Genomic DNA, 23,741 nt, shown 5'->3' with positions numbered 1-23,741 from the left:
AGCGCCTTAGACGGCGTCCTTGGCCACCTTCAGCGGCGAGGCCTTGACCGACTTGCTCGCCGGCTTGGCCGCAAACTGCATCGGCTCCTTGGTGAAAGGATTGACGCCCATGCGGGCTTCGGTCGCAGGCTTGTTCACCACCGACATCTTGACGAAGCCGGGAATGACGAACTCGCCGGACTCGTTGAGCTCCTTGTAGCCGACCGTCGCCATGTACTCGATCACGGACTTCACGTCGTTCTTCGAAAGCTGCGTGCCCTCGGCAATTGCATCAATCAATTGAGTCTTCGTCATCTTCGCCATGTCTGAATTCCTTTTGTGCGCGCGAGCGTGGACGCGGCCTGAAGCGCGGGGGCGCGCTGCTGATTTCATGCCAGAGGTCATGAAGTGACGGGGCTTAGAACCCATCGAGGCCGAAAACGCAAGCAGGGGTTCTGCGGGGTTCCCTACTTCCCGTCAACGATGCCGCAGGACGCGTCACCTTCTTTTTGAACCATTTTGCGGCTGGCGCGTCATATCATTGAAGTCCCTAAGCTTCACCCACCAGAGAGCCCCGCTTCCCCCAGGCGGGGTTTTCGCTTTTGCGTGCCTGGCAGAACGTCCCCGGTTGTTATAATGGCCCGAGGGTTTCCCGTGGGGTGCTCATGAAGTTCGCTATCGTCATCGCAGGTTTGATCGTTGTCGTTGTCGCAGCCCTCGTCGCGATCCAGCCGAGCTTCCTGAAGCCTGCGTCCCTCGCCCTCGTGAAGAAGTCCGACATCTTCGGCTTCTCGCCCGGGATGACATTCGACGAGACCAGCAAGCTCGTCAGTCAACGCCATTATCTCTGCCGCCAGGGCCGCAACTCGCACACCCTCGAATGCGAGATCAACGGGGCCAAGGTCACGGTTGACAGCGACGAGGCCGACGCCAGCCACCCGATCTGGCGCGTCAATGCGACGTTGAACAATCCCGGGGCGCCGGACGCCGCCGTCAAATCGATCTCCGAGCAGTTCAACGCGCAAGCGATCAAGGACCGCGAGGGATGGACATGGATCGTCGGGCGCGGGCTCAAGTTGAGCTATGACGGCCTCGCCTTGAACCTGGTGGACGAGGCCGCGGAGGCCCGGCTTCGCAAGGAGCGCTAGGGCCTGAAGTCACCTCGTCGTGAAACTTGTGGCTCGGCTCACCTTGTTGACACTTCAGTAACCCAACGCGGCCAAGCTTCATTCAGTATCGTTGCGTTGGAGTATCCTCACCGTGCTGGATTTTAACGAGCTGCGTGAACTCGCGGCCGATGTTCGTGTCTTTGTCGAGCTCGCCGAAGACAAGGCCGAGGCGCTCAGAGCCGTCATCGCGGCCTATGACGTGGTGCTGGCGATCTTCCCCACCGACGAGGGCATGGGCCTCCATGTCATCAAGGGCAGCGAGATCCTGGACAGGATTGCAAAATCAGGAAGCCATGCGATCTACAGCCACACGGCGATCGCGGTCCCCGACCTGCAACATGCCCAAGCGCTCAAGCTGCTGACGGCCCCGGCCGAACAACGGATTGCAGCCTAGCGGCACCAGTTTCAACGAGTACCAATGCTACTTAGCCTCATCCTGATGAGACCGCGAAGCGGTCGTCTCGAAGGACGACGCGCGCGGCTCAGGTCGCGCAAAGTGCCATATGCGATAGCGCCCCGCGCTAGACGGTGACGAGGCCGGCCGCCCGTTTCCCTCGCGAATGCGTGGATGACATTCAATTCAGCAAGGACGTGAGCAGCCTTCGCTCACCCGTTGCGGTACCTGCGCAAGATCGAGCGACGATACTCTTCCGCGGAGAGGCCCTTGGCGTCCGCTTCGGCAGTCCGTTTTGCAATCGCCGGCTTCAAACGAATGCCTTCAACAGCGCTGATCTTCGCAAAGCCGGCGCGGCCAACCGCGAAGCCGCCCCTTGGCGGTCTTTCCAGTCTGTCGCTTTTGCTTTGGCATGCATCGAATTTATCACGCTCTTCGCCACAACTCTCTATGGAATGTCTCCCGTCTTCCGGCTGCCACCAATCGAGACCGGCTTGTTCAGGAAATACTCGCGGTTGCCGGTCGCGGCTTCCGCGTACTGGTCGATCGCCACGATGATGGCCTGGACGTGGGCATAGCACCACCCTTCCCGCGTCGCCCGTCGGCGAACGTCCTCGAGCGCGGTCAGGAAAGGCGACAGGTCTCTCTCGTCGTCGAACCATCGCCTGCTCACCATGTTCTCCCGCCGAGCACCCTGCCCTTGGCCTCGCGTGGCTCTGCCGCCTTCAGCGCGTCCCGCTCGGCGCAAAGAGCATCGACCTTCGCCTCCATCCGCGACAGCAGCGCTTCGGCCGAGGCCGTCCCGATGCCGGCCCGCTGCAGCTGAAGGATCTCCTTCCTCTGCCTGCCCATCTGGATACGCATCCGTTCGATCCCCCGCCTGACGTAGTCCAGGTCCGGCATTGTTCCGCCTCGCGAATTCTAGATAATACGCATGAGAACAAAAACGGAACGCAGAGTCGAGTCCGACGTTGTAAGGACACGGAAAAGGAGACGTGCGATGGCCGACAACACGCAGAAGGACCCGAAGGACTGGACCTCCGGAGACGCCCCGATGACCGGAGCCCAGCAATCCTATCTCAAGACCCTCGCCGAGCAGGCGCACGCGAGCCCGCCCGAGGACGACCTGACCAAGGCCGAGGCCTCCGAGCTGATCGACAAGATGCGGCAAAAGGCCGGGCTGGAGGACTGACCCGTTCAATTGCGGGAGCCCACGGCCGTGTGTATGCAAACGAAATTGGGAATCAAAAATGCCTTATTTCGTTTGTGCCCGCGATGGAGCGGGCCAGATCATCCTGAAGCGGGACACCAGGGAAGCGGCTGAGAAGAAGGCCGCCGAGCTCCGTGACATGGGCTATTTCGAAGTCGAGATCATCGCGAAGGGTGTTGAGAAGGCTGCCTGAGGAACTGGGGCGCTGTCGGCCGAGTTGGCCAGGTATGACCAAGGACTCCCTCAAGCAGCAGGCCGACCGCGCCGAAGCTCTCGCCGCGCAAACTGCGGATGGCGAAATCAGAGAAGCACTGTTGAAGGCTGCGGAGGAATAACGAGCCCAGCTTGAGAATGGTGACGGCGAAGCCGAAGCAGAGTGAGACCCGGCCTCGGCGTTTCCTCACATCCGTATTCGGCTGCGCCGGCTCTCCTCAGCCCTTGACGCCTTCGTCGACCCGGTCTGAGCGGTTGTAGGCGCACGGCGCCCCCGCCCCGCACTGACACCCCAGCTGTTCACTCCAGGCGCGATCGGGATGGTTTTCACAGACGAAGCCGACGCCGAAGCAGATCGGGCATTCAGGTTTGGTCAAAACAGGTCGCCGACAAACTTGATGATGCTGACGATCAGGCCGGAGAGACATGCCGCGGTACCGAGGTCGGCCAGGTAAAGCAACGCGTGACGTTCGTCCTCACTGAGTTCGGCCAGCGCCTTTCGCATCTTCCCTCTCCATGGCCTCGATGAGCTCTTCGTCATCGAGAACATTCAGCAGATTGTTGATCGCCTTGTTGCAGTCGCCCGATCCAGGCTCGACGTAACTTGCGAGAATGGCTCGGGCCTGTTCGACGGCTTCTCTCACACGATCCGGCATGCCGGCACTCCACTCATTCTGTGAAGCAGAACGCGATCAGGAACGGCGCGTTCCTTTGCTCAATCCGTTGAACGAGCTTGCGCGCAACAACCTTCGGAGGTGATGTCGCGATACTCAACGTCAGCGTAGTATTTCGGCTCGACCCAAGTCGCCTTCGGCTTCCCGATGGGCTTGGTGAGAGCCTGGTCTTAGAACGACGCGCGACTCTTGCATCTGCAATAAGCGGGTCTCGACGCCGCGCCGCTGGGAACAAGTCCGGCGAACCTGAATTCACGGATCGAGCGGGGCCGGCATTCTCCCCTGCATGTCGGCGCTGACAGCCCCGTGGCGCCGCTGCTGCGAGCCTTGCATTTAGGGGGCTGTCATGAGTGACCGCACAGGCAACGAACCCGCACCGCTGGTGCTTTTCGGCGTGGCCATTCTCCCCGTCATTGAGGTGCTGGCGCGGTTCGCGTTCTGACTTTTCCTGATTCCGAAGCGCGCTCCGGCTCGGCGGCACGTTCTAAGCGGCTTGCATTTGCTGTTGCGCTGACACGTTCGATCTCGTTCTAAGGCTCGCGCTGAGGAGCTGTATGGCCTTCGGAGATGAGAAAGCCCCCACGCAAAGGGCACGAGGTGGCACGTAATTGTCACGCAACACCCCTGCACCGCTCCGGAATTTACTGCTATTTGTTGCCCGTCGTGCCGAAATGGGCGGAAATACCAACGTTCTGACAAGGATAAGAAACATGCGATATCTCCACACCATGCTGCGCGTGCGCAATCTCGATGTCGCGCTGAAGTTTTACCAGGATGCGCTGGGCCTGAAGGAGGTACGGCGGATCGAGAATGACAAGGGACGGTTCACGCTTGTCTTCCTGTGCTCGGCGGACGATCTCGAGGGACTGAAGAAGCAGCCGCAGACGCGCGGCGCGCCGCTGGTCGAGCTCACTTATAATTGGGACGAGGAGAAGTACGGCGAGGATCGCTTCTTCGGCCATCTCGCCTATGAGGTCGACGACATCTACGCCACTTGCGAGAAGCTGATGAAGGCCGGCGTCACCATCAACCGGCCGCCGCGCGATGGCAGCATGGCCTTCGTCCGCTCGCCGGACCTGCACTCGATCGAGCTCCTGCAGAAGGGCGAGCCGAAGCCGCCGCAGGAGCCCTGGGCGTCGATGCCCAACACCGGGCATTGGTAGGGTCGCGGGACAGGAACAAGCGCTTAGCCCCAGCGTTCACCCTCCGACAATGCGATTGGAGGAGGAAACCATGGGACGCGGAATTCTGCTGTGGCTGCTGGGCGTGCCGATTCCGGTGATCATTCTGTTGTGGCTGTTCTTCGGCCGCTGAGCGACAGGTTCGACGTTGCAATGGAAGCTCCGCCGCGTGCGGAGCTTTTTGCATGAGAGGCGCGCTGCAATCGTATCGCGCGCTTCTGGAAATTCCGCTATCACCCGCGCAAAGCGATAACGCCGCGGGAGACGCCTGATGCCTGACACCAAGCCGACGATCTGGGGCCGCGCCAATTCGGTCAACGTGCAGAAAGTGCTGTGGTGCCTGACCGAGCTCGGCCTCGCCTACGAGCGCATCGATGCCGGCATGAGTTACGGCAGGACGCGCGAGGCCGAGTATCTGGCGATGAACCCCAACGCGCGGATCCCGACGCTGGTCGAGGGCGACTTCGTGCTGTGGGAATCCAATTCGATCATGCGCTATCTCTGCCTCGCGCACGCAAGCGGCACGCCGATCTATCCCGAAGCGCCGAAGCAGCGCGCCTCGATCGATCGCTGGCTCGACGGGACGCTGTCGACGGTGCAGCCGGTCGACCGCCCGGTGTTCTGGGCCATCGTGCGCACGGCACCCGCCGAGCGCGACATGATCCAGGTGCAGCGCGATGCCGATGCCGCCGCCGAGGTCTGGGCCATCGCCGACCGCCTGCTCTCTTCGCGCCGGTTCATGGAAGGCGATGCCTTCACGCTCGCCGACATCGCACTCGGCTGCTATGCGCGGCGCTGGCTCGGGGTCGAGGGCATCAGCCGGCCGGCGCAGCCGCATCTAACGCGCTGGCTCGCCGAGCTCGGCAAACGGCCCGGATTTGCACAACATGTCGCACCGCCGATGTCGTGAGCCGGCGGCGCGGCGTAAGCTGCGGTGGGAGCGCGACAAATCCGCGTTTCGGCGCAGGCGACAAGCGTCAACTCGGCACTTGACGGCTACTGTGCATGGGGTTGTTTTCGCGTTTTTGTCTTTGGCCTAGAGCCAGCCGCGCTCGACCAGCAGCACGCAGATGATCAGCACCAAGGTCACCGCCGCGGTCGCCAGCCGCGCCGCCCAGCTCAGACCTCGGCCGACCCACCACAGCAGCGCGCAATACATCACGATGGGAACGATGAGGTCGAGGCGCAGTAGATCCGCCGGCATGGATCTTAGCGCCTCACGGTGGTGTCGATGCTGATCGAGCCGCCGATCTTCACGCAGGTCCCGGTGCCCTCGACCATGACGAAGCGCGGGCCATAGGAGGCGCAGGAGCCCGGCCTTGCCTTGGCGGCCGTGCCCTTCAGCGGCACATTAGTCGTGCCCGCCTGGGGCCGCTCGGCAGGCGGCAGACGCAGGTCCTCCGCCGCGGCGGCGGATGTGACGAACAACGAGATCAGGACGAGGAGCGGCCTGCGCATGGCGGCGTTCTAGCCCGGACGGGCGCGGCGCGCCATCGGGGCGGCCGCAGTCGCGATCAGATGAACTTGATGCCGGCCGATTTGCCGCGGCGCCAGACCACTTGGCAGCTCCGCCCGGTGCGCGCATCGCGTGCGAAGGCGATCCGGATCACGCCCGGGAGCTGGCTCGCGTCCTCGTCCATCGTGATCTTGGCGCCCGAATCCGAGATGTCCTGGACCAGGCAATGCCGCGCGGCGAAGCCGCCGTCGAGCGTGATCCAGGCGTGCTGCGACAGCAGCTTGCGGGCTGCGCGCTTCTTCGGCGGTGGCATTGGCGAGAGATCTCCCGCTCCAGCGCTACTCAGGGAACCCTAAGAAACCGTTGAAATCGCCTTCTGATCATCCCGGGATCGGCGCTGTCCACCGGGGCCAAAAGACCGGCCCCGAACGGCTTGCCCGGAGGCAGAAAGGCCACTATACGTTCGCCCGCTGCAAGCCGCCGGGCCCTGTTCGGTCGGCCAGCGGCCGTGCCGGGAACAACGGCAAGGCCCTGCGTTTGCTCCCTTCGTCTATCGGTTAGGACGCCACCCTTTCACGGTGGAGAGAGCGGTTCGATTCCGCTAGGGAGCGCCAACGAAATCAATCACTTAGCGCCATTCCTTGCCGCCATGTCCAACACATGGCCAATAAACCGGTGTGGACGCAGACGCGAGCGCTCGACAAAGCCGCTCTTGCGCTCCTTGGCGCTATCGCCGCCCTGGCAGTGCTGTGGGGCGCAGCGAACCGAGCACCAGACGCGCCGCCCAACGCAGACCCCCCGCCGTGCTATTCGATTGGCGGGTCAGTTGCGCGAGGCTGTTATGTGCGCCCAAGGTGAGCGATGCCTTCCCAGGATTGCGGCCCAATATTGCCGGCCATGATCTTGAGCCCTGTCCGCTCTGTCCGGCATAGCCGCCGCGCCGGCCAGACCCGGCGGACGCGCTCGATGCGCGCGAGCTCGTCGATGTCGTGCTGATCTTTCCCCATGGCGAAGGCAGGCAAGGCCGGAACTTCCTGTTGGCAAAAAAAGCGCGTTCGTTGACTGATAGCGTAGTTAGTCGTTTATATAAGAAAATCACTAGATTCGGATAACTTTGCTATGGATCCAGTTCGGAACCCTTTTGCCCCCGGTGCCGGTACGCCGCCGCCAGAACTTGCTGGACGATCCGAACTGATTAACGAAGCCACGGTTGCGCTTCGCAGGACGCAGGCTGGCCGCCCTACGCAAAGTCCCATCTTGGTAGGGCTGCGGGGTGTGGGAAAGACGGTCCTTCTCGTCAAGATGAACGAGATGGCGGAGAAGGAAGGATTTCACGCGATCTCAGTGGAAGCCCATGAGGGAAAGACCCTTCCCGAGTTGTTGGCTCCCGGGCTTCGAAAAGCCCTGTTGTCCTTAAGCACCGTAGAGTCTGCGAAAGAACTCGGCCGTCGCGGCCTTCGCGTGTTTCGGAGCTTCTTGAACTCCGTGAAGATCAACGTTGCTGACGTCGAGGTGGGGCTTACAATTTCTCCTGAGGTTGGGACGGCCGATTCTGGGGACATCGAGGCCGATCTCCCAGATCTCATGCTCGCCATTGGTCAGGCTGCCAAAGCAGCCAACAGGCCGGTAGCTCTCCTCATCGATGAGTTGCAATATCTCTCCGAGAGCGAATTTAGCGCTCTCATCATGTCGATACACAAGCTCAATCAGCGCAGCCTGCCAGTCATTCTCGTAGGCGCCGGCTTGCCGCAAATTCTCGGTCTCGCGGGAACTTCAAAGTCTTATGCAGAGCGCCTCTTTAGATTTCCCGTGATCGGAGCTCTTGACGAGAGAGATGCCGTGAACGCAATCGTTAATCCGGCGCGCGAAGAGGGCGTCGAGATCGAACCCGCGGCGGTCAATCAGATCCTAAGCCTTACCGAGCGATATCCCTACTTTCTGCAGCAATGGGCTCACGAAGCATGGAATGTAGCTGAGGGAAACCACATCCGGGCAAGAGACGTCTTGCAAGCCCACAACAATGCAATCGCCGTTCTTGATGAGGGGTTCTTCAAGGTACGCTTTGACCGCTGCACTCCGTCGGAACGGAAATATATGCGAGCTCTCGCAGAGCTCGGCAGCGGAATTCAGAGATCGGGCGACATCGCCCAGCTGCTAAAAGTCAAAACCGCCAGTGTCGCTCCGACGCGTAGTAGTCTCATCAAGAAGGGCATGATCTATTCGCCTTCGCATGGCGATACCGCCTTCACTGTGCCCCTCTTCGACCAATATATGAAGCGCGCAATCCCGCAGGCAAAGTGATGATTGGATCCGTCCAGCCGCGGGGCTGCAAAAAAGGATTCCTGCCACACCCACGACGCGCAGTAGCGCGCGCGTTCCGAGCCGCTAGGAATCGAGCTGCCGCATAGATATCAGAAGTTTCATTAGCGTTGCAGCATCGATAGAAGCCGCTGTCGGTCTTGCTGACGCTGCCGCTGGTTCTCGCGCATTATTTCCAGTTCGGCCTGCGCGCTGCTGACATCCTGGTGTTGCCGTTTCAGGTCGACAATCATCGCCTCCTGCTCGGCCAGTCGCCGCTCAGCTTCGACGACATCGCGCTCCAGCTGCCTCAACTCATCAAAGAGTGCATCGTTAAACATGACGCGCATCAAGGGCAGAAGTAGAAACGGCCCCAGCACAACCCTAAATGCCGAGGCCGTTGAAGGTTGCTGGCCTTGGGGCCAGCGCCGCCAGCCTAGACCCGTTCTGAATTTTATTACGGTCCACTTTTGCACAGAGCGATGGGAAGGGAGCTATGAAAGGAACTGAGAGCCCTGATGACAATTTGGAGTCTGCCAGCTCGCCGTTAGAGCCGGCAGAGCGGCCCCGGCCTACCTCAAAAGCCCCCCTGCAGCCGGGGCCGTCTCTCTGCGCCGAGCAACGAGAAAAGCCGCAGCGTGGTTCGACCTACGACGTTCAGTAGCTCTCGACCGTTCCGGGCCACCAGTAATCGACAATTTGACTCTCGCCGGCGCCGCACTTCGATAGCGCCATGCCCCGCCCCGTCCGCCGCCACACGCCCACCCACCCCGACGGCCGGCCGATGAAGATCACTTTCGGCCAGATGCGCGAGATGGGCTTGCGCGGTGTCCTGGTCTACTGCCATTGCGGCCATCACGTGGCTCTGAGGGCCGATCGCTGGTCTGACGACGTCAGACTGTCCGACATCGAGCCCCTGTTCGTCTGCGCGGCCTGCGGAAGCCGCGGCGCCGACGTCAGGCCCGACTTTGAACGGGGTAATCCGCAGATGGCAATCGTGGGCGATCGAAGGCAGTAAGAAAGGCGGCCCCAGCCATTTGGCGGTGACTGGGGCCGTAACTCTGGCCTGCAGACGGGGGGCTGAAGGCCAGAGCACGACCAAGTCCGCCGCATTGCCACTTGTTCCTAAATGATGGGCCGCCCGGGGCGATCTACTTCTGTTCCTGCACAACCGCATTTAAACTGCTAGGTTGTGGCGCATGCGAACAAACAGAGAAGTGGGAAGGCCCGCCAGCGTGAACCGGCGGGCCGCGCAGGAGTGGTGCTCAAGCGTCGACATTCGCGAAAATTAGCGAGTCATGTCAGACGCTTGGGGTGATTCCGCTGCGAGATGTTCATCGCAGCCTAGCCACACTGCGCTGCCGAAGCGGACTTCGGAGGTCGGGTGGCCTATACTTGGCCGAGTAGCCAGTCACAGTTTAGCTGGAGTGGCCGCCATGATGAAGAACGTTGTAGCCGGATGCGTCGCAGCGGCTTTGATTGTCCTGGCCTTGATTGGCTTCGCCCAAAAGCACCGTGAATGTCGGAACGGGTACATTTTCCAAACTTGGCACGGGCACGTGCTCAAAAAAACCCATGAGCCCTGCGGGTCCGTCGGCCCTTCAATATAGGCGCGGGACCGAAGCCCCGCGCCCTGGCTTCACCGCCTCAGCCGGCGGGCGTGCACCGCCAGCCGCTGGCGATGGTCTTGTGGGTTCGGCGTCGGCGCTTCATGACGCCTCCTGGCTGACGTGCCAACCATCATCTTCGTATTTCATCTCAAAGCACTGCAGCATTTCTAAGAGATGGTACACGGCGAACAAAGCCAAGTTTCGCTTCTCGCAGAGCGGAGGTTCGCCGTCCGCATCGTGGGCGAGATTTGCAGCGATGCGGCCCATGTTGACCACGTCACGTAGATCACTCTCCAACTCGCGGTAGGCCCTTGCATCTCGTCGGTCGCGTTCGATCTTTTCCATGCGTCCAGCGTCGGAGCCCGGGAAGCTGATGGCGTTGCTCATGGCTCAGCACTCCTCCTCAACGATCCGCGCCAATTCATCTGCTAAGAAACGCGCGGCCTGGGCGCCCTTGCGAAGGCACTTAATCTCGTCGAGCCAGCCGTCGTCGACCCGGAGCGGTTCTCCCCGATGCAACTTGCCTGCTACCACCACGGCCATCGCGGCCTGATTGTAATGGTACCGTAACGGATTGCGGCTGCGGCTGGCGCGCTGGCGGCCGGTTACGAGGAGGTCGAGGGAGCGGATGTTTTCGGGCGGCAGAGCGCGTGCTGCTCGCCGCGCGGACAGGTCGATGACGTTGGACATGGTGGTGCTCTGGATCAAAACCGGCTTCTCACGGCCGGGTGCCAGCGGTCAGCACTGGCGCCGGGAGGGTGAGAACATCGCCAGAGACGATGCGCGACGGCCTTTCCCTTTCGGGTCTTGTATAGCCGCCGCTCTCCCGGCATAGTGGTGCCGTTCACGCTGGCGGCTAACCAGCGCGTCCTAATCGATGGCGACAGTTGATCCCGGCAAGGATCGCCCTGCCATCGCCCTGGTGCCAAACGGGCCCCGGCAAGGGTCTTTGGCGGGAGTTCTCACGCTCCGCCGAGCATCAGACCTGATTTGCGTTGAGAAATCCATAAGGAACATCCCCTTCCGGGGACGCCTCGGCGTATACCCGCGCAGTGGATTGCGGGCATTTGCTCAGCTTGAGTCTATCGATGCGCGAAGAGGCGTGCTGGCATGTCGCTCATGAGCCGCCGTGCACGAGTGACGCAAGCTGCAATTCGCCAGGCGATCCGGGCGGCCCAGCAAACGGGTGCAGGACTGGTGCGAATCCTGCCCGATGGCTCGATCTGTATTGACCCAAGCCCTCCCGCGGAAGAACGGCTAGGACGCGGCGAGCTCGCGTCGAAGTGGGACGATGTGAACCCGCCACGCCGTCGTTTTGGCGAGCGTCTTGCAGAGCGCGCAAACACCAATTCCGATGATCCATTGGCGCTGGCATTCGCCCGATGGGAACGAGGCGAGATCAAGATGGACCAGCTGCCGCCTGGTCGCTATCCAAACGGCATGCGCGTTTATGCTGATGGCGAGTGGGAGGCTATCGTGCGCGCAAAGCCGCTCAGAAAGCGGGAGATCGCTTCCCTCAAAGCGTACTTCGATGCGGACGGTGCGCCAAACTTCTGCAGCGGAGGGATCGACACCAATGAAAGGCTCGAGATCCGTGGGCTGACGGAAAAGTCGTCCATTCCGCAGAAGGATCGCATGCCGTTCTATCGGATCACTGCCGCCGGGAAGGACGAGTGGCGCCGCCAAGCCGCAGCGCAAATCGAAGCATGACCGCTCCCGCGCCTGAAACTCTTGAACGCGAGCAAGCCAAGCTGTGGGTGTCGGACGCCGAGATGATTCGTCGGCTCGGTGTGCCAGAGAAGATCGCGCGCGCGGCGCTGCGAATGCTTGATCGCGATCCGACGAGCGGATTCCCGCGCAAACAGAAGCTCTGGGGTGATCGGCGATACTGGCCAGCGATCGTCGCCTATTTTGATCAACACTACGGACTACCCGATGGCGGTGGACAAGTAAGGCAATCGCGTTCGCTCGGTCGAACATGGGCCATTCGGTAGCGCGTCGCCTCCGTTGCGTGTGATTGCTGCCCACGAAGCCGGCGCCTGAGTCGCGGCGACTGGATGTCAGCGGGCGTCATGAAATATCCGGGAATCAGGCAGCGAGCCTGCTGCTCGACCTCCGTATTTTTACGAGGGCAGCGAGCCGCCTATTGATCTCGCGTGATGGTTGCGCTTGGATGCCTTTTTTGAGAATTGGCCGGGGGGCTGTTTTATGCCGAATTTGGGAATCGTGGCGCTAAGCGCCGCGTTGGCGGGCTGCGCTTCTTCGGCGGCCGACATCACGCCGGCGTACGTCTCCCCGGTCCAATATCAATCCTACACCTGCCAGCAGCTCGCCCTCGAGGCTCAATCAATCTCGACGCGAGCGGCAACATTATCAGGCGCCCAGGACAGCCAGCGTACGAAAGATGGCGTCGCCACCGCGGCCGCGATCGTCATCTTCTGGCCGGCGGCTTTTTTCGTCGGCGGGGATAAGCAAACGGCCGCTGAACTCGCTCAGATGAAGGGCCAGATGGTAGCGGTCGAGCAAGCCTCGATCGCCAAAAAGTGCAACATTCAATTCCAGGGCAAACCTGATGGCGAGACCGCCGGGGCTGAGCCCGAGACACTGCCGCCGACCGCCCAACCCAAACCCCGCGCGAAGTCAAAGCCTCGAGTACAGGCGGCAGTGGCTCCCACTACACCGCCGTCGCATGAAGAGCCGGTTAAGCAATAGGGCGGCACATCGGGCTTCCTTGCGCTCGCTCTCCGGTTGCGCTTGGATGGATGGGGAGGTGCGCATGAGCATCGAAGTGCAACTTAAACAGCTGGCGCTCGCGATGGCGACCGACACCGCCATGCGATTGAACGTTCTCCGATCGCAGCTTCAGGACATAGAGCGCCAAAAGCTCGAACTGCAAAAGAAGATTGAGACCGCCTCTCAAAGCAGTAAACGGGCTGAGGAATTTCGGCCTAAATCCGGCATAGATTACCTGTGTCCCCGGTGCTGGGTGCAGCACTGCCGAAACAGCCTCTTGCGACCCATTCCCTCAACGACTCGTCAGGACATCTTCCGCTGCGGTTCCTGTGGCGCCGAATTTTCTCTTGATCCATAGGCGCTTCATGACGAATTTGTCTGAAACCCTTTCGAAGCATATCGAGGCGGCCAACGTACTTGTTCTCGCTGGCAAGATTGAAGACAATCTTGAAAAGTTACTGCTCGTGGCCGGCCGGGAGATTCCAAACAAGGTGGCAAAACGCATCTTCGCAGGAATGGGACCGCTGAGCTCCCTCGCCGGGAAGATCGAGGTAGCCTACCTGTTCGAACTGATCGACGAACCAGCGTTCAAGGATCTGCTGATCATAAAGGACGTGCGCAATGCTTTCGCGCACACCACCCAATACGTATACTTCTCGCAAGAGCACATCGCAGCCAAATGTCGCAATCTGTCGAATTGGATTGGAGATCCGCAAGACGCTTTCTACAAGCGAGGTCTTGAGCTTTTTGATGAGATTTCAGACTCCATCGACAAATTGATTTTTCGCAAGGCGCTTCAGGAGGCGCCGCTTCCTGTCGTGGACGAGGAAGAATAGCCCAGCGCCCACCTCAACTCCCTAATCCTCTCCACCCGTTGCTCTCGGCTCAGCGCCGGACACTTGTCAGCGTTCCACAAGTGCTCGAGCTGGAGGCGGATCGAGCAGTCATCCATGGTGCGGCTGCCAAGGCGGCAGTGAGCCCTCCCAGGGTCGATTGCGTCTGCCGCCTCGTCAACCTCACGGATTGAAGATCGTGTCGCTAACCACAGGACCGGTCAGGTTCGACCCGCCTTGACCATTGGTCACGAGCCGAGTGCAACCGTTGACCGCGTTCGGCGGACTGAGCATGAAATTGCCCGCCGTGTTGCCGCTGGCAAGCGTGAACATGCCGACGCAGTCGACGCCGCCGACGACAGAGCGGGCCCGGATCTGACCGGCCGACAAACCTCCGGTGATGTGAATTACGACAGGGTTCACAACCTGCTCAGCATGAATGCCGACGATGTCGACGAAGCCGCCATCGATCGCGAGTCCGTTGGCCCGCGGTCCGCCGGAGCCAGACGAGAAGCCGGAAAGGTTCAGGTTGTTGATGATGACCTGCGTCGTACCATAGTTGATGTAGACCTCTGCGCCGTTGGCCCCGCCGCAATTTGCATCAGACTTCCCGCCCTTGAACTCGACGCTGTCCAGCAGAATGTAGGTGGCGCCACCATAGCCGGTTTCGTAGGTCGCGCCGCGGCCGCATCCGCCGGGATAGATCGCCATGCGACGCATCCCGGACTCGTGCTGGGCGTTGTTCGTATAGACGACGGAGCGCGAAGACGAGCCGTTGATGCCGACGACATTGAAGATCTGGAAATCCTCGAGCAGCGTGCCAAAGCAAGCAAGGTGCGTAAGACTGTCACAAAGCTCCCATTGATTGACGCCGGTCGAGAATGTGTCACAGAACTTGATCACGCTGGTGTAGTTGCCTTGCCCCTTTACCTTCACGCCGTACGGCGAGACGATCGGCGACGTGGCGCCGCATCCAACCATTGCGGTGCCCTTCGTGAGCAAGACTTGACCGCCGAGGGCGCCGCCGAGGTCGCTGCCGGTGGCGGTCTTATAGTACGCGAAGCTCAGAGCATTTTGCAGTGTGGTGTAGTTGTCTGTGGCAGATCCGTCGTTCCCGTCCCAATCGAATTTGACGCCCATAGATCGAACATCAAGGCCAGCAGCCGGGAAAACGATTTGCCACTTGTTGCCGGCGCTATCGGTAAAGGATCCGGTCGGCGTGCTCACGCTGGTGACCGTGTAAGTCTTGGATCCAGAGCACCCAGGAACTGTGCTGCCAATGCTCAGAACATCTCCAACCGCATACCCGGCTGTCGACGGCAATCCAGGGATCATTTGAGTGACGACGCCACCGGCCACACCGACAACGCCAATAGCTCCGCGGCCCGAACCACCGTCGTAGGCGACGCCGTAATATGTTCCGTTCGTGCAACCTGACGTGCCGTTCGTCGTCTGCGACCCAGCCAAGATTCGGGTGTCTTTGAAGTTGCCCGCGATCTTCTGGAATGTCGCTCCACCGCCATCTCCGGCGGTCGTATAGCCAAGCGTCACCACGGACGTATAGGCGGACAGATCCAGCGCGGTGGCTGTAGCTCGCGATTGGATTACCGCAGTCGACGTCAAACAGGTCGGGCAACTGATGTTGCCGGTGGTCGCGTTAAGCACGACCGGCAATGTGGCATTGCTCGCCAGCGTACCGGACGTGTTCGGCAGTTTCAGCGTCGGCGTTCCGGCCACGGCCTGAGCGCTGAGTGTCGCCGTGCCGCTGGTCGAGCCAGCGAACACAATGGACGACGTGTTGAGGGTCGGGATAGTGGGCGAGCTCGCCAGCATCGTGCTGAGGAGCTGCGAGAACGGGACAGCCTGCGCGGGACCGGTGCCGGAGAGCGTCCGGCCGATGACGGTGCCGGAGGGCACAGTGGGGAATTGCTGCGCAAATGCCTGGATCGGTGCGAAGATCAGCGCAAGCAAGAGGACCGCGCGAAGGTGCTTCCTCATGGCGTGCACCGATCCGCAGAACAGAGCGTCAGCAGAACGTCAAAGCGACGCTTGCACCGGAGCGTGATCGAGCGGCCGCCGTCGAACGCGGGCTCGACCATGATCGTGCAGCGGCTTGCGGGGATGTTGCGCCAGGGGATTTGATAGATGCTTTGCGCAACCGCAGGCGCGGTCCATAGAGACGCGGCAACTGCGAGAAAGGCACACCGGTAAACGAACATGGACCGACCTCGATGGATCGGCTCAGATCGGTGAGCCGCCGGAGGTCGTTTGCGCCGTTGACCGTGGCGAGGCTCGTTGCGGAAAGCCCACTCCGAAACGCGCTTTGTGCGCGCTACCTACTCGGTAGGAAGAGACTCTGCCTTGAGCAGATTGCGAAACTGCCCGTCGTCAAGACCGGCGAGACCGCGCAACATCACGCACACCTTGCGCCAGCTCGCATTCTGATCCTTCAGTTCGCGCGCCGTTGCGCGAACCGTCTTGATCTCGCGCTTCAGTCCGATGATCGCTGTCTCTCTGTCGCCCATTTTTGCCTTGCAAATTTGATGGCGGTTCAGTCTCCCCAGGCGAACCGCCAAGCCTGGATGAAAGGGCTCCGCAGCCCCTGGAGCTCTCACAAGTTCACGCGCCACCGGTGCCGAGATCGCGCAGCGCCTGATAAAACTGAGCTGACTGCTGCCCGTTAGCCATCGCGCTGTCGCGGAGTGCGCGATAAAACTTGATCTCTGCAGCGCGCACCGCCGCCGCGACGGTTGCGCTTCCGCCACCGGCAACGATAGCCGCCGAAACCTCCTGCTGCCTGGTGCCCTCCGCAGCGACACAGGCCGCTGCGTGATTCCTATTATCGTGGGTGACAATCATCGTGCTCCGTACCTTTCAAATGCCGCCTTATAGGCTCGCTGCAAACTGGGATTGAGAGCGGCGAAGACGTCGAACTTCTCCGCGTAGACATCGAGGGCGCTGGGCCGCCCCTTGTAACCAAGCTTGCCCGCCTCCTTGGATAGTTCGAGCCCTTTGTCATCCATCGGCTCGACCATCGCGATGACCTCTGGGGTCAACCACTGATCGACCATCCTTTCGAGGTAGGTCAGAAACTGCAGCCGCATCGCGGGCGGCATGTCCTCGGCCGTCAGCGCATGCTTCGCGAGGCTTGCACAAACAAGGGTGTATTTGTGACCATAGGACACTAGCCCGCCCTCTCGTGCTCGATGATCTTCGGTGCCGGCAACGCAACCATGAACTTGGCCGTCAACTCCTCGATGCGCTTCATCACAACAGCGGCATCCGCAGCCGAGACCTTCACCTCACCTTCTACCTTCAGCACGGCGGTCGATTGCACCGGCGTGACGCGATCCATGATGATGCCCAGCGCGCGGCCGTGATCCTTGTGCTTTGGATCGTCGAGCAGCCTGCGCAGAGCGCGAACCGCCGGCGGGCCCAGCGTCGTCAAATAGGTCGCAGACACTTCCGAGATTGCAGCCTGGACCTTCGGATCGGTCGAGAGCTGATGCCCGATCTGCGACAGCGACTGGCGCGAGCTCGTCGGCGTGCCGTAGCCGGCGGCCCGGGCGGCGAACGTGCGGGAGCCGTGCGACTTCGGCGCCAGGAAAAGGGCGTGCACGAACCGCTTCTGCCGCTCGTTCAGCGCGGCCATCGCGGGCCCCTCGGTGCTGATCGCCTCAATCTGCGCCATCTTTTCCAAATCCAGACATGACTTCTCAGCGGCAAAAGCAACGTTGAACGCCCTCACCCGCTCTGATCCGTATCTTCGTGGCCTTGTCCTTGGCGGGGGCCGGTGTTGGGGTCTTGCCCTTGTGGGGACCCGTCAGTCCAAAGCGGTCTTGCCCTTGCGGGGACCGTACGCCTTACGCAACTGCACCCGGCACGCTCATCGCGCCGAAGTCGATCGCGAGCGCCTGACCGGCGGGGCTGTAGCCAGCGTCCTTAGCGGCCTGCATTCGCTTGCGACGAACTTCCTCAATCTCACCGCGCGCCTGATCCTGCAGCGCACTGCCCCCATACCCCGCGCCGAGTGCGGCGCTACCGGCCGGCGACATCTGGCCAAGCACCGACATCATGCGGCCGCCACCTTGATGCTGCTCGAAATGATCACGTTCAAAAGCGTCATCTGCCGCTTGGCCTCACCGTCGCCAGCAGTGTAGCGAGCGACAAACGCCTGATCGTTCATGAGCCGCGCCTTGGTTTCAGACGCCGCGGCGTGCTCTTGCGGTGTCACGGAATCACCCGCCAGGACCTGACGGATCACTCCCGTGTCGCTGATGCCACCTTCGCGCAACATCGCGGCAGTGCCGATCATCGTCATCCGCTTCGAGGTCTGGATCGGTGCGTCGTCCAGAACGCCCGCGATGGCTCGGTCGACCTCTGGATTGCCGCCCTTGTCGATCACAGCTCGCAGGTCGCGCATTTCCTTCGCGTGCCGCACGGAGCCGCCGAAATATTCGTTCAGCCAGGTGGGATCACCGCGCAGCTCGTTTAGCCGGGCGGCCGCGTCGCTCGGCAGCGTCGGGATAACCAGATCCGGCGCCGCAGGCTTCGACACCGCCACGGAGGCAGCCGCCAGGGCCGCCTGGTCATTCGCAAATAGCATCTCGCCCGTCGTGGGCGCCCCCGAACCGTCGTTGCTGCTCATGCCGCGCTCCGCTGGGTCCTGGACTGCCGTTCAGCAGCCAGTGCATCTTCGACGATGATCGCCACAACGTGGCTCAGCGGTCGGCGCTCCTTAACAGCGCGCGCCTTCAGCTCCTCGTCGACCTCCGGCTTGGGCCGAAACGAAATCAGGGGCTTCAACGGTTTCTCCGACCTTGCCATGGCTGTCTCCTGCGTTGACAAGATCATCGGCGCGTTCGAAGAAATCGTCACCGCACTTAAGTGCAGTATTTGAACTAGCTCGGCATTTTTTCCATGGGCCGCAACTCGACCTGGAGCGCCGCGCAGATACGGACGATGATCTCCCCGCCGGGGACCTTCTTGCCGGCACAGATTTTTGAGAAGTAACCGTCGGTCAGATTGGCCAACCCGTCGACTTCACGATGTGTCAATCCGAGCTCTCGCGCGCGGATCCTGAACAAGGTTGCCCAGTCTGATGGCGCCGCAATAACTCTGTTGGAAATCTGCGTCATCCGCGACAACCAACTTTTTCGGGAAGGTCGCCGCCAGAGATTGAGCGGACGTCGAAATTTAATGGCGATGCTGATTTTCCGGGGCCGGCATGCCCTACACGGGTCTTCTTGGGTCGAAAGCCAGGCATCTCGGCGAGCTCAGCCGGTTCGTTCGTGCTGCGGGCGCTCGCGCATCCTTCCCCTGATAGACTCGTTTCACTGCGTGCGTATTTATAGTCCCCTCCTCTCGCGATCGGACGATGCATATTGGCCGTGCGTTGGACATCAGCCGGCAAACATGCGGTGTTTGCGGCTTTTTTCGCTCCGCAACTCCACCTTGTCGAAGTGGAGGATTGATTTTCAGCGCAACATGCGATGAGAAAGGGCGCGCTGTCAGATCGGGCGCAATGGGTCGCATCACCCAACAACCAGGCCGCGATCGAGATTGCGGAGATCAATGCAAGTGGCCGCCTGCGGAGATCAATTTCGCCCCCATTGTCACCAGTCACCACTCTATCGTCAAAACTTCTACCATCATGCTCCCTCATGTGTATTACACCAACATGTGGTGACAGTGGTGACAGTGGTGACAACCCCTTATTTTGCAGCATCTAGCGTGTCACCACTTTGGCTGGTGTCACCACCTTGAGAGTGGTGACAACCTCGCTGGAGGGTGAATTCGGGTCGTTTGTCACCACTCGGCGATAAACCCAGTGGCGTTTGTCACCACTCCGAACCTGAGTGCGCTGGAAGCCGAGCGACTTAAGGCAAGCGACCACGCGGTTCTGTTCGGGCTGGCCACAGCGCGCGAGGTCGAGTCCGACGCCATCTCGCATGACCTTCTCCAGACTGACTTGCGTTTCGCCTTGGACGTAACGCTCTACCGCGGCGTCCCACACGTCGCCGACATAGCGCTGGCGCTGCTCGTCCTCGACCTGGCGCAGGATATCCGGCTTGATGATCCACCACGGGTAATCAGCGCGGAAGAGCGTGACGGCCTCGGCCCAAAGCTGCTCGCGCGCTTCGGTCAACCCGGCAATGTCGATCTTTCCCACCTTCACCGGCCAGAAGCGCCGGCCGCCGGTTTCGTCCTTCAAATATCGGTCGCTGTTCGTCGAGCCCCAGAATACGCACGACCGCGGGCTCTCGATGATGCGGCTGCCGTACGGCGGCCGGAACCGGTCGGTGGTACGGCTGATGAACGCCTTGATGCGGCTGACTTCGCTTTTGGACATCGCGTCGAGCTCGCTCACCTCGATGCCCCAAGCACCGCGCATCTGCATGGCGGAATCCTTGGAGCCGAAGTCGGCCAGCTCGTCCGTAAACCACGGCTCGAACAAGGTGCGGATTGCCGTCGACTTGAGCGCACCTTGGACACCTTCGAAGATCGGCATCGTGTCGTTTTTGCAGCCCGGCTTGTAGATGCGCGCGACCGCACCAACTAGCATCGCACGGCCCACATGCTGGTGGTAGGCGTTCTCGGCGGCGCCGAGATACGCACTCAGCCAATTGCCAACGCGTCCTTTGCCGTCGTGCCTCAATTGATCCAAGTAGTCGATCACCGGATGAAAACTGCGATCGCGCGCCACGGTCTCGACAGCCTTTTCGGTTGTGGCCACATTGACGCCGATTCCATGACGCTGCATCCAGTCCGTGGCGAGAACGTCATCATCCGGCGTCCAGATCCGGTTGCCATCTCCACCCCAAGGTGGCGCAAGGTCGGCAATCGTCTGCATTCCGAATGCGTCATAGGCGAGCACTGAGTGCCATTGCGGACAGGTGCGCAGCGCGGTGACAACGTTTGCCAAAAGCGGCTTCGGTCCTGCCGGCGTCGAAATCAGTTTTTTGTGCCACTCCTCGCTCACTTGAAGGCCTCCGACAGGATAGCCTGAGTGGCATCGATGCCGATCTTCCGGATCACGCCGCTGGTAGTGGCGAATCTCCACAGGCCGTCTACAGCCGACGGCTTGTCAGCAATCATGTGGTTTTCGAGAAGCTTGGCGATCGCCCAAGCGCGGGCTCGGAAGACTTCAATGGGGTCAGCGGGAGCCGCAATGTTGCGGAGAGAGGCCTGTTGCGCTACATGCATGGGTGTGATCGATCTGCTGTTGAACAAAAGCGAGCGCCGCCCGGCCAGGGGCGGCGTTTCTCGTTTCAGGCGGCTTGATTGTCGGCCAGCGACTTCGTCTGCGGCAGGGATGCCAGCCAGGCACTTTCGTCCTCGATGGTGATCAGCGTCGCGCTGCCGACCTTGCGCGCGTTGAGGCGGCCTTCCTTGAGCTCGACGTACACCTGCGCACGGCTGATCCCGTTGCGGCGCGCGAATTCCACAATTCGAAAGGAACGCCTCGTCAGGGTGTGCGGGTCGATATCCACTGAACTTCTCCTATGGCTGCTGTCGTCCATAGGAGGAATGCACGGCATTGCGGATTGCAGTCCGGTGATATCATTTCGGGCTTTGCCCGGGTTTGCGTCACCGCGCGTTACAGTGCTTTGGCGATCTCCGTGTAGAAGGCTGGCAGGCTGTAGGATCCGGCCGGTCCCCACCCATCTATTCCGAGCGCACTGTCGTTCAGCTCGCCCATGAACCTCTGAAACCAAGTGGGCTTGCCGCTTTCATCTGAGCTGGCATAGACGCGGCCAGTTGCCGCTGGGTCGAGCCCGGCCTTGTGGAGGGACTGTTTCACGGCGCGCACCAACTCTGGGCGCGCAGTCATCGTACTGAGCTCACCAACTCCGCGAAGTGCATTCAGCCGTCGGGCTGCATCGCGCGCTATTGTATCGAGCTGCGGGCCGAGATCACTAAGCAAGCCGAGGCGATCGTCAATCAGCTTGCCAACGGTCCTGCTTGCGTAGTCCGACGCTGAATTGCCGCCCATCTCAGTCCATGCATCGGCCGCCATACGCAATCCCTTAGCCAACTTCTCGAGTGAGGAAGGTTGCCGCTTGCCCGGAGATCTCAAAGCTTCCGCCGTAACCGCGCCGTCCCGCAGTTCTCGACAACGGGACAGGAATGTCCCGCAGCAGCGATCTATGTCAGCGCGGAGCTTTGCCGCCACTTGGGGGCTGATCTGGTGAGGGAGGTGAGCTCTTAGCCTCGCCCACATACCGTCGCTCATAGTGAATGTTACGCTCGCAGAATAGCTGGGCGCGGGAATCCCTCTCCGCCGATGCGAGCCGGTACCGGCATCCTTTCTCATTGCTCAACTCGCTTGCAGCGCAGCCACGTTTTCATCTTCAACAGCACCGAACCGGGGGGCCCCCGCCCTGATGGCGTCCGCAATGTAGCTGGGCGCCAGATGCCCATAGTGCTTTTCGACCATGCGCGTGTCGCTGTGCCCCAAGTTCTTTGCCACAACGATCAATGGCACCCCGGCCATGACCGCGTGGCTCGCCCAAGTATGGCGCAATCCGTGAAAGCCCATCGGCGGGTCGATCTTCGCCCGTTCGCAGGCCTCGCGCATCGGATCCTTTTGGTGATCCTTTTTCCACGGTTCCCCGTTCTCCTTGAGGAATAGAAAGGCGGTGCCGGCGCGGCCGGCGGTGATCGACCGGAAGAATGCGACTCCGTCCTCGGTGAGGTGGATGTGGCGCGCCTTGCTGGACTTCGACTTGCGAATGGCTACCGTGCCCGAGTTGTGGCTGAAGTCGACCACCTTCAGACGCGTCAGCTCGCCATACCGCGCGCCGGTTTCGACCGCACCGCGGGCCAACCGGCGGAAGTCGAGGTCTGAGCCCTTGAGCAGCCGCGTCACTTCGGCGAGCTCGAGGTACCGCACGCGGGCCGCGTCCACGCCCTTAAACGGCTCAACAGCGCGCCAGGCGGCATCGCTGGGAACCTTCTGCTCCCGCCAGGTCCGGTTCAGCGCGGCCTTCAGAACCGTCAGGATGCGGTTTGCAGTCGATCGTCGGCGGCGCTGATGCTCCTCGGGGTCTTCGATCTCCTTGAACCTCTGTTCGTCGCCCTTCTTCACCCGAATGCGTGCGCCGGCCTTCGCGAGATCATGGTGCCATTTCTCGATCTTTTCCTTTGTCAGATCCTTGACCTCGGTCTCTCCGAGGACGGGCAGGATGAAGGCGTCGGCGGCGTACCGGCTGAACTTCGCCGACTTGCGCTTGGCTTCCAAGAATTCAATGTAGGCGTCGACGGCGGCTTTCACTGTCAGCGGGCCGGACTTGCCTGCCGCCTTGTGCGCGCGGTCGACCATCAGCTCTCGCGCCTTCGCCTGTGCCTGGGAGAAGCTCAGGATCTTCACGCCGTCGGCGTCGGACAGATCGTCGGCTGGGCCGATCGTCTCGACCTCGTACTTCTGATCACCCACATAGCTGCGCACCACCCAGTTGCCGGCGCCGGACTTGAGCCGCCGATAGCCGAGATGAACCCCCTCCTCCATCACCCGGTAATACGGCTTGCCGCGCGCATCCAAGCGCCTGCGGGCTTCTCGCTTTTCCAGATTTGCGTCGCGCACTGTGCGGGCCATGTCGCCACCTTGGGAAGGTTGAGAGAGCGTCGTGTCCAACACTTGTCCAATATCCATGACTGGACGTCAATGGACTGGCATGGTCCTATGTGGCAGTATCTGTTGATTAAATTTGGCTATTTGGATGGAGGTGGACTGCTATGGACCCGTTCTTATCTCTTTCACGGTGGAGAGAGCGGTTCGATTCCGCTAGGGAGCGCCAGTGCGCAGGCGATGAACGCGCCGGATGAGAGCTGGCACGGCAGCCGAACGGCAATTTCCGCTGCTTCCGCATGAACCTCCCCACCGCTCGCCGCCGACCAATGTCAGTTGGAACCGGTCCTGGCCATGCGCAGCGCTACCCCGAAATTGAAGCTTCGTCCGGCGCGTCCGCAATGACGCCGGACCTTCCGC

At 61.2% G+C, this 23,741-nt stretch carries 39 protein-coding genes and 1 tRNA gene; 15 read left to right on the top strand and 25 right to left on the bottom strand.

Features of this window, described 5'->3' with window-relative positions; translation table 11 throughout:
• Positions 1–6: 6 nt before the first annotated feature.
• Positions 7–303 carry an HU family DNA-binding protein gene (locus tag UNPA324_RS03515; RefSeq protein WP_018323108.1) on the bottom strand — a complete coding sequence of 99 codons (297 nt, stop codon included), beginning with the start codon at positions 301–303 and terminating at the stop codon, positions 7–9.
• A gap of 341 nt (positions 304–644) precedes the next feature.
• Between UNPA324_RS03515 and UNPA324_RS03510 the strand changes: the two genes are divergently transcribed.
• Together UNPA324_RS03510 and UNPA324_RS03505 are read left to right on the top strand one after the other, a co-directional pair.
• The gene (locus UNPA324_RS03510; protein ID WP_128921901.1) at positions 645–1,127 is read left to right on the top strand and encodes a hypothetical protein; all 483 of its coding nucleotides are present in this window, start codon (positions 645–647) and stop codon (positions 1,125–1,127) included.
• Between the two features lie 112 nt (positions 1,128–1,239).
• Positions 1,240–1,542, top strand: coding sequence for a hypothetical protein (locus UNPA324_RS03505; RefSeq protein WP_128921902.1), 303 nt, complete (start codon positions 1,240–1,242; stop codon positions 1,540–1,542).
• A gap of 448 nt (positions 1,543–1,990) precedes the next feature.
• On the opposite strand, the gene UNPA324_RS03500 is transcribed toward UNPA324_RS03505, so the two are convergent.
• Entirely contained in the window at positions 1,991–2,218 is a 228-nt protein-coding gene (locus UNPA324_RS03500) for a hypothetical protein (RefSeq protein WP_128921903.1), read from the bottom strand.
• The gene (locus UNPA324_RS03495; RefSeq protein ID WP_141933520.1) at positions 2,212–2,445 is read right to left on the bottom strand and encodes a hypothetical protein; all 234 of its coding nucleotides are present in this window, start codon (positions 2,443–2,445) and stop codon (positions 2,212–2,214) included. Before UNPA324_RS03495 ends, UNPA324_RS03500 begins: the two co-directional genes overlap by 7 nt.
• A 97-nt stretch (positions 2,446–2,542) precedes the next feature.
• Here UNPA324_RS03495 and UNPA324_RS03490 point away from each other — a divergent pair, with 97 nt between their 5' ends.
• Together UNPA324_RS03490 and UNPA324_RS34935 are read left to right on the top strand one after the other, a co-directional pair.
• Positions 2,543–2,734, top strand: a complete 192-nt coding sequence (locus UNPA324_RS03490) for a DUF3072 domain-containing protein (RefSeq protein ID WP_141933519.1) — start codon at positions 2,543–2,545, stop codon at positions 2,732–2,734.
• Between the two features lie 58 nt (positions 2,735–2,792).
• Positions 2,793–2,945 carry a hypothetical protein gene (locus UNPA324_RS34935; RefSeq protein ID WP_155253518.1) on the top strand — a complete coding sequence of 51 codons (153 nt, stop codon included), beginning with the start codon at positions 2,793–2,795 and terminating at the stop codon, positions 2,943–2,945.
• Positions 2,946–3,338: 393 nt separating this feature from the next.
• On the opposite strand, the gene UNPA324_RS35925 is transcribed toward UNPA324_RS34935, so the two are convergent.
• Positions 3,339–3,470 (bottom strand): hypothetical protein, encoded by a 132-nt coding sequence (locus UNPA324_RS35925; protein WP_283810218.1) that lies wholly within the window; start codon positions 3,468–3,470, stop codon positions 3,339–3,341.
• Positions 3,442–3,621, bottom strand: coding sequence for a hypothetical protein (locus UNPA324_RS03485; protein WP_141933517.1), 180 nt, complete (start codon positions 3,619–3,621; stop codon positions 3,442–3,444). The genes UNPA324_RS35925 and UNPA324_RS03485 overlap by 29 nt, the downstream gene beginning before the upstream one ends.
• Positions 3,622–4,349: 728 nt before the next feature.
• On the opposite strand from UNPA324_RS03485, the gene UNPA324_RS03475 reads away from it, so the two are divergent.
• Both UNPA324_RS03475 and UNPA324_RS03470 read left to right on the top strand, forming a co-directional pair.
• A complete protein-coding gene (locus tag UNPA324_RS03475) occupies positions 4,350–4,802 on the top strand; it encodes a VOC family protein (protein ID WP_141933515.1) in 453 nt (150 codons plus the stop codon).
• A gap of 289 nt (positions 4,803–5,091) precedes the next feature.
• Positions 5,092–5,730: a glutathione S-transferase family protein gene (locus tag UNPA324_RS03470; RefSeq protein WP_141933513.1), complete on the top strand. Its 639-nt coding sequence runs from the start codon at positions 5,092–5,094 to the stop codon at positions 5,728–5,730.
• A gap of 126 nt (positions 5,731–5,856) precedes the next feature.
• Here UNPA324_RS03470 and UNPA324_RS03465 read toward each other — a convergent pair whose 3' ends face one another.
• From UNPA324_RS03465 to UNPA324_RS03455, 3 genes are read right to left on the bottom strand one after another with little or no spacing between them, the layout of a single operon-like run.
• A complete protein-coding gene (locus UNPA324_RS03465) occupies positions 5,857–6,024 on the bottom strand; it encodes a hypothetical protein (protein ID WP_128921908.1) in 168 nt (55 codons plus the stop codon).
• A 5-nt stretch (positions 6,025–6,029) separates the two neighbouring features.
• A complete protein-coding gene (locus UNPA324_RS03460) occupies positions 6,030–6,278 on the bottom strand; it encodes a hypothetical protein (protein ID WP_141933511.1) in 249 nt (82 codons plus the stop codon).
• Positions 6,279–6,334: 56 nt separating this feature from the next.
• Complete coding sequence (locus UNPA324_RS03455; protein ID WP_128921910.1) at positions 6,335–6,589, bottom strand: PilZ domain-containing protein; 255 nt, start codon at positions 6,587–6,589, stop codon at positions 6,335–6,337.
• Between the two features lie 226 nt (positions 6,590–6,815).
• Between UNPA324_RS03455 and UNPA324_RS03450 the strand changes: the two genes are divergently transcribed.
• Positions 6,816–6,890 (top strand) — tRNA-Glu (locus tag UNPA324_RS03450).
• A gap of 225 nt (positions 6,891–7,115) precedes the next feature.
• On the opposite strand, the gene UNPA324_RS03445 is transcribed toward UNPA324_RS03450, so the two are convergent.
• Positions 7,116–7,298 carry a hypothetical protein gene (locus UNPA324_RS03445; RefSeq protein ID WP_141933509.1) on the bottom strand — a complete coding sequence of 61 codons (183 nt, stop codon included), beginning with the start codon at positions 7,296–7,298 and terminating at the stop codon, positions 7,116–7,118.
• Positions 7,299–7,395: 97 nt separating this feature from the next.
• On the opposite strand from UNPA324_RS03445, the gene UNPA324_RS03440 reads away from it, so the two are divergent.
• The 3 genes from UNPA324_RS03440 to UNPA324_RS03430 all read left to right on the top strand — a co-directional run bounded on the left by UNPA324_RS03440 (position 7,396) and on the right by UNPA324_RS03430 (position 9,592).
• Positions 7,396–8,577 (top strand): DUF8462 domain-containing protein, encoded by a 1,182-nt coding sequence (locus tag UNPA324_RS03440; RefSeq protein ID WP_141933507.1) that lies wholly within the window; start codon positions 7,396–7,398, stop codon positions 8,575–8,577.
• Positions 8,578–8,735: 158 nt separating this feature from the next.
• Positions 8,736–8,939: a hypothetical protein gene (locus tag UNPA324_RS34930; RefSeq protein WP_181769274.1), complete on the top strand. Its 204-nt coding sequence runs from the start codon at positions 8,736–8,738 to the stop codon at positions 8,937–8,939.
• A 368-nt stretch (positions 8,940–9,307) separates the two neighbouring features.
• On the top strand, positions 9,308–9,592 hold the full coding sequence (locus tag UNPA324_RS03430) for a hypothetical protein (RefSeq protein WP_141933503.1): 285 nt from the start codon (positions 9,308–9,310) through the stop codon (positions 9,590–9,592).
• 691 nt (positions 9,593–10,283) lie between these two features.
• Here UNPA324_RS03430 and UNPA324_RS03425 read toward each other — a convergent pair.
• Entirely contained in the window at positions 10,284–10,571 is a 288-nt protein-coding gene (locus tag UNPA324_RS03425; protein ID WP_141933500.1) for a hypothetical protein, read from the bottom strand.
• Positions 10,572–10,574: 3 nt separating this feature from the next.
• A complete protein-coding gene (locus UNPA324_RS03420; protein ID WP_141933498.1) occupies positions 10,575–10,874 on the bottom strand; it encodes a hypothetical protein in 300 nt (99 codons plus the stop codon).
• 420 nt (positions 10,875–11,294) lie between these two features.
• On the opposite strand from UNPA324_RS03420, the gene UNPA324_RS03415 reads away from it, so the two are divergent.
• From UNPA324_RS03415 to UNPA324_RS03395, 5 genes are all read left to right on the top strand, one after another.
• On the top strand, positions 11,295–11,894 hold the full coding sequence (locus UNPA324_RS03415) for a hypothetical protein (RefSeq protein WP_141933495.1): 600 nt from the start codon (positions 11,295–11,297) through the stop codon (positions 11,892–11,894).
• Positions 11,891–12,178, top strand: coding sequence for a hypothetical protein (locus UNPA324_RS03410; RefSeq protein WP_141933493.1), 288 nt, complete (start codon positions 11,891–11,893; stop codon positions 12,176–12,178). Before UNPA324_RS03415 ends, UNPA324_RS03410 begins: the two co-directional genes overlap by 4 nt.
• Before the next feature lie 175 nt (positions 12,179–12,353).
• Complete coding sequence (locus UNPA324_RS03405; protein WP_246667108.1) at positions 12,354–12,896, top strand: hypothetical protein; 543 nt, start codon at positions 12,354–12,356, stop codon at positions 12,894–12,896.
• A 64-nt stretch (positions 12,897–12,960) separates the two neighbouring features.
• A complete protein-coding gene (locus tag UNPA324_RS03400) occupies positions 12,961–13,275 on the top strand; it encodes a hypothetical protein (protein ID WP_141933491.1) in 315 nt (104 codons plus the stop codon).
• 7 nt (positions 13,276–13,282) lie between these two features.
• Positions 13,283–13,753 (top strand): hypothetical protein, encoded by a 471-nt coding sequence (locus tag UNPA324_RS03395; RefSeq protein WP_141933489.1) that lies wholly within the window; start codon positions 13,283–13,285, stop codon positions 13,751–13,753.
• A 180-nt stretch (positions 13,754–13,933) separates the two neighbouring features.
• On the opposite strand, the gene UNPA324_RS03390 is transcribed toward UNPA324_RS03395, so the two are convergent.
• From UNPA324_RS03390 to UNPA324_RS03325, 14 genes are all read right to left on the bottom strand, one after another.
• A complete protein-coding gene (locus UNPA324_RS03390; RefSeq protein ID WP_141933487.1) occupies positions 13,934–15,748 on the bottom strand; it encodes a hypothetical protein in 1,815 nt (604 codons plus the stop codon).
• Between the two features lie 338 nt (positions 15,749–16,086).
• Positions 16,087–16,326, bottom strand: coding sequence for a hypothetical protein (locus tag UNPA324_RS03385; RefSeq protein ID WP_141933485.1), 240 nt, complete (start codon positions 16,324–16,326; stop codon positions 16,087–16,089).
• 43 nt (positions 16,327–16,369) lie between these two features.
• A complete protein-coding gene (locus UNPA324_RS03380) occupies positions 16,370–16,609 on the bottom strand; it encodes a hypothetical protein (protein ID WP_141933483.1) in 240 nt (79 codons plus the stop codon).
• Complete coding sequence (locus UNPA324_RS03375) at positions 16,606–16,935, bottom strand: hypothetical protein (protein WP_141933481.1); 330 nt, start codon at positions 16,933–16,935, stop codon at positions 16,606–16,608. The genes UNPA324_RS03380 and UNPA324_RS03375 overlap by 4 nt, the downstream gene beginning before the upstream one ends.
• A complete protein-coding gene (locus UNPA324_RS03370) occupies positions 16,935–17,441 on the bottom strand; it encodes a terminase small subunit (protein WP_246667107.1) in 507 nt (168 codons plus the stop codon). Before UNPA324_RS03370 ends, UNPA324_RS03375 begins: the two co-directional genes overlap by 1 nt.
• 172 nt (positions 17,442–17,613) lie before the next feature.
• Complete coding sequence (locus UNPA324_RS03365) at positions 17,614–17,826, bottom strand: hypothetical protein (protein WP_246667106.1); 213 nt, start codon at positions 17,824–17,826, stop codon at positions 17,614–17,616.
• On the bottom strand, positions 17,823–18,398 hold the full coding sequence (locus tag UNPA324_RS03360; RefSeq protein ID WP_141933479.1) for a hypothetical protein: 576 nt from the start codon (positions 18,396–18,398) through the stop codon (positions 17,823–17,825). Before UNPA324_RS03360 ends, UNPA324_RS03365 begins: the two co-directional genes overlap by 4 nt.
• Positions 18,395–18,577, bottom strand: a complete 183-nt coding sequence (locus tag UNPA324_RS03355) for a hypothetical protein (protein WP_141933477.1) — start codon at positions 18,575–18,577, stop codon at positions 18,395–18,397. Before UNPA324_RS03355 ends, UNPA324_RS03360 begins: the two co-directional genes overlap by 4 nt.
• A gap of 74 nt (positions 18,578–18,651) precedes the next feature.
• Complete coding sequence (locus UNPA324_RS03350) at positions 18,652–18,888, bottom strand: helix-turn-helix domain-containing protein (protein ID WP_141933476.1); 237 nt, start codon at positions 18,886–18,888, stop codon at positions 18,652–18,654.
• Positions 18,889–19,478: 590 nt separating this feature from the next.
• On the bottom strand, positions 19,479–20,732 hold the full coding sequence (locus UNPA324_RS03345; RefSeq protein WP_141933474.1) for a virulence-associated E family protein: 1,254 nt from the start codon (positions 20,730–20,732) through the stop codon (positions 19,479–19,481).
• A complete protein-coding gene (locus tag UNPA324_RS03340) occupies positions 20,729–20,956 on the bottom strand; it encodes a hypothetical protein (protein WP_141933472.1) in 228 nt (75 codons plus the stop codon). Before UNPA324_RS03340 ends, UNPA324_RS03345 begins: the two co-directional genes overlap by 4 nt.
• Positions 20,957–21,021: 65 nt before the next feature.
• Positions 21,022–21,243, bottom strand: a complete 222-nt coding sequence (locus tag UNPA324_RS03335; RefSeq protein ID WP_246667105.1) for a hypothetical protein — start codon at positions 21,241–21,243, stop codon at positions 21,022–21,024.
• Positions 21,244–21,350: 107 nt separating this feature from the next.
• Complete coding sequence (locus UNPA324_RS03330; RefSeq protein WP_141933470.1) at positions 21,351–21,770, bottom strand: hypothetical protein; 420 nt, start codon at positions 21,768–21,770, stop codon at positions 21,351–21,353.
• Positions 21,771–22,070: 300 nt separating this feature from the next.
• A complete protein-coding gene (locus tag UNPA324_RS03325; protein ID WP_246667104.1) occupies positions 22,071–23,387 on the bottom strand; it encodes a tyrosine-type recombinase/integrase in 1,317 nt (438 codons plus the stop codon).
• Positions 23,388–23,741 lie beyond the last annotated feature (354 nt).

Source organism: Bradyrhizobium sp. UNPA324 (genome assembly GCF_006658635.1).
In the GTDB taxonomy this organism is placed as follows: domain Bacteria; phylum Pseudomonadota; class Alphaproteobacteria; order Rhizobiales; family Xanthobacteraceae; genus Bradyrhizobium; species Bradyrhizobium nanningense.
This window is presented reverse-complemented; position numbering and strand designations above follow the sequence as displayed.

Bases quoted from the DNA above. Each gene is read 5' to 3' on its own strand.
- UNPA324_RS34935 (WP_155253518.1), top strand. From the start codon at position 2,793: ATGCCTTATTTCGTTTGTGCCCGCGATGGAGCGGGCCAGATCATCCTG.
- UNPA324_RS03500 (WP_128921903.1), bottom strand. From the start codon at position 2,218: ATGGTGAGCAGGCGATGGTTCGACGACGAGAGAGACCTGTCGCCTTTC.
- UNPA324_RS03380 (WP_141933483.1), bottom strand. From the start codon at position 16,609: ATGATTGTCACCCACGATAATAGGAATCACGCAGCGGCCTGTGTCGCT.
- UNPA324_RS03355 (WP_141933477.1), bottom strand. From the start codon at position 18,577: ATGGCAAGGTCGGAGAAACCGTTGAAGCCCCTGATTTCGTTTCGGCCC.
- UNPA324_RS03430 (WP_141933503.1), top strand. From the start codon at position 9,308: ATGCCCCGCCCCGTCCGCCGCCACACGCCCACCCACCCCGACGGCCGG.
- UNPA324_RS03330 (WP_141933470.1), bottom strand. From the start codon at position 21,770: ATGGCGGCCGATGCATGGACTGAGATGGGCGGCAATTCAGCGTCGGAC.
- UNPA324_RS03495 (WP_141933520.1), bottom strand. From the start codon at position 2,445: ATGCCGGACCTGGACTACGTCAGGCGGGGGATCGAACGGATGCGTATC.
- UNPA324_RS03340 (WP_141933472.1), bottom strand. From the start codon at position 20,956: ATGCATGTAGCGCAACAGGCCTCTCTCCGCAACATTGCGGCTCCCGCT.
- UNPA324_RS03370 (WP_246667107.1), bottom strand. From the start codon at position 17,441: ATGGCGCAGATTGAGGCGATCAGCACCGAGGGGCCCGCGATGGCCGCG.
- UNPA324_RS03425 (WP_141933500.1), bottom strand. From the start codon at position 10,571: ATGAGCAACGCCATCAGCTTCCCGGGCTCCGACGCTGGACGCATGGAA.
- UNPA324_RS03475 (WP_141933515.1), top strand. From the start codon at position 4,350: ATGCGATATCTCCACACCATGCTGCGCGTGCGCAATCTCGATGTCGCG.
- UNPA324_RS03485 (WP_141933517.1), bottom strand. From the start codon at position 3,621: ATGCCGGATCGTGTGAGAGAAGCCGTCGAACAGGCCCGAGCCATTCTC.
- UNPA324_RS35925 (WP_283810218.1), bottom strand. From the start codon at position 3,470: ATGCGAAAGGCGCTGGCCGAACTCAGTGAGGACGAACGTCACGCGTTG.
- UNPA324_RS03510 (WP_128921901.1), top strand. From the start codon at position 645: ATGAAGTTCGCTATCGTCATCGCAGGTTTGATCGTTGTCGTTGTCGCA.
- UNPA324_RS03360 (WP_141933479.1), bottom strand. From the start codon at position 18,398: ATGAGCAGCAACGACGGTTCGGGGGCGCCCACGACGGGCGAGATGCTA.
- UNPA324_RS03350 (WP_141933476.1), bottom strand. From the start codon at position 18,888: ATGACGCAGATTTCCAACAGAGTTATTGCGGCGCCATCAGACTGGGCA.
- UNPA324_RS03395 (WP_141933489.1), top strand. From the start codon at position 13,283: ATGACGAATTTGTCTGAAACCCTTTCGAAGCATATCGAGGCGGCCAAC.
- UNPA324_RS03415 (WP_141933495.1), top strand. From the start codon at position 11,295: ATGTCGCTCATGAGCCGCCGTGCACGAGTGACGCAAGCTGCAATTCGC.
- UNPA324_RS03460 (WP_141933511.1), bottom strand. From the start codon at position 6,278: ATGCGCAGGCCGCTCCTCGTCCTGATCTCGTTGTTCGTCACATCCGCC.
- UNPA324_RS03440 (WP_141933507.1), top strand. From the start codon at position 7,396: ATGGATCCAGTTCGGAACCCTTTTGCCCCCGGTGCCGGTACGCCGCCG.
- UNPA324_RS03455 (WP_128921910.1), bottom strand. From the start codon at position 6,589: ATGCCACCGCCGAAGAAGCGCGCAGCCCGCAAGCTGCTGTCGCAGCAC.
- UNPA324_RS03365 (WP_246667106.1), bottom strand. From the start codon at position 17,826: ATGATGTCGGTGCTTGGCCAGATGTCGCCGGCCGGTAGCGCCGCACTC.
- UNPA324_RS03515 (WP_018323108.1), bottom strand. From the start codon at position 303: ATGGCGAAGATGACGAAGACTCAATTGATTGATGCAATTGCCGAGGGC.
- UNPA324_RS03465 (WP_128921908.1), bottom strand. From the start codon at position 6,024: ATGCCGGCGGATCTACTGCGCCTCGACCTCATCGTTCCCATCGTGATG.
- UNPA324_RS03400 (WP_141933491.1), top strand. From the start codon at position 12,961: ATGAGCATCGAAGTGCAACTTAAACAGCTGGCGCTCGCGATGGCGACC.
- UNPA324_RS03410 (WP_141933493.1), top strand. From the start codon at position 11,891: ATGACCGCTCCCGCGCCTGAAACTCTTGAACGCGAGCAAGCCAAGCTG.
- UNPA324_RS03490 (WP_141933519.1), top strand. From the start codon at position 2,543: ATGGCCGACAACACGCAGAAGGACCCGAAGGACTGGACCTCCGGAGAC.
- UNPA324_RS03390 (WP_141933487.1), bottom strand. From the start codon at position 15,748: ATGAGGAAGCACCTTCGCGCGGTCCTCTTGCTTGCGCTGATCTTCGCA.
- UNPA324_RS03420 (WP_141933498.1), bottom strand. From the start codon at position 10,874: ATGTCCAACGTCATCGACCTGTCCGCGCGGCGAGCAGCACGCGCTCTG.
- UNPA324_RS03470 (WP_141933513.1), top strand. From the start codon at position 5,092: ATGCCTGACACCAAGCCGACGATCTGGGGCCGCGCCAATTCGGTCAAC.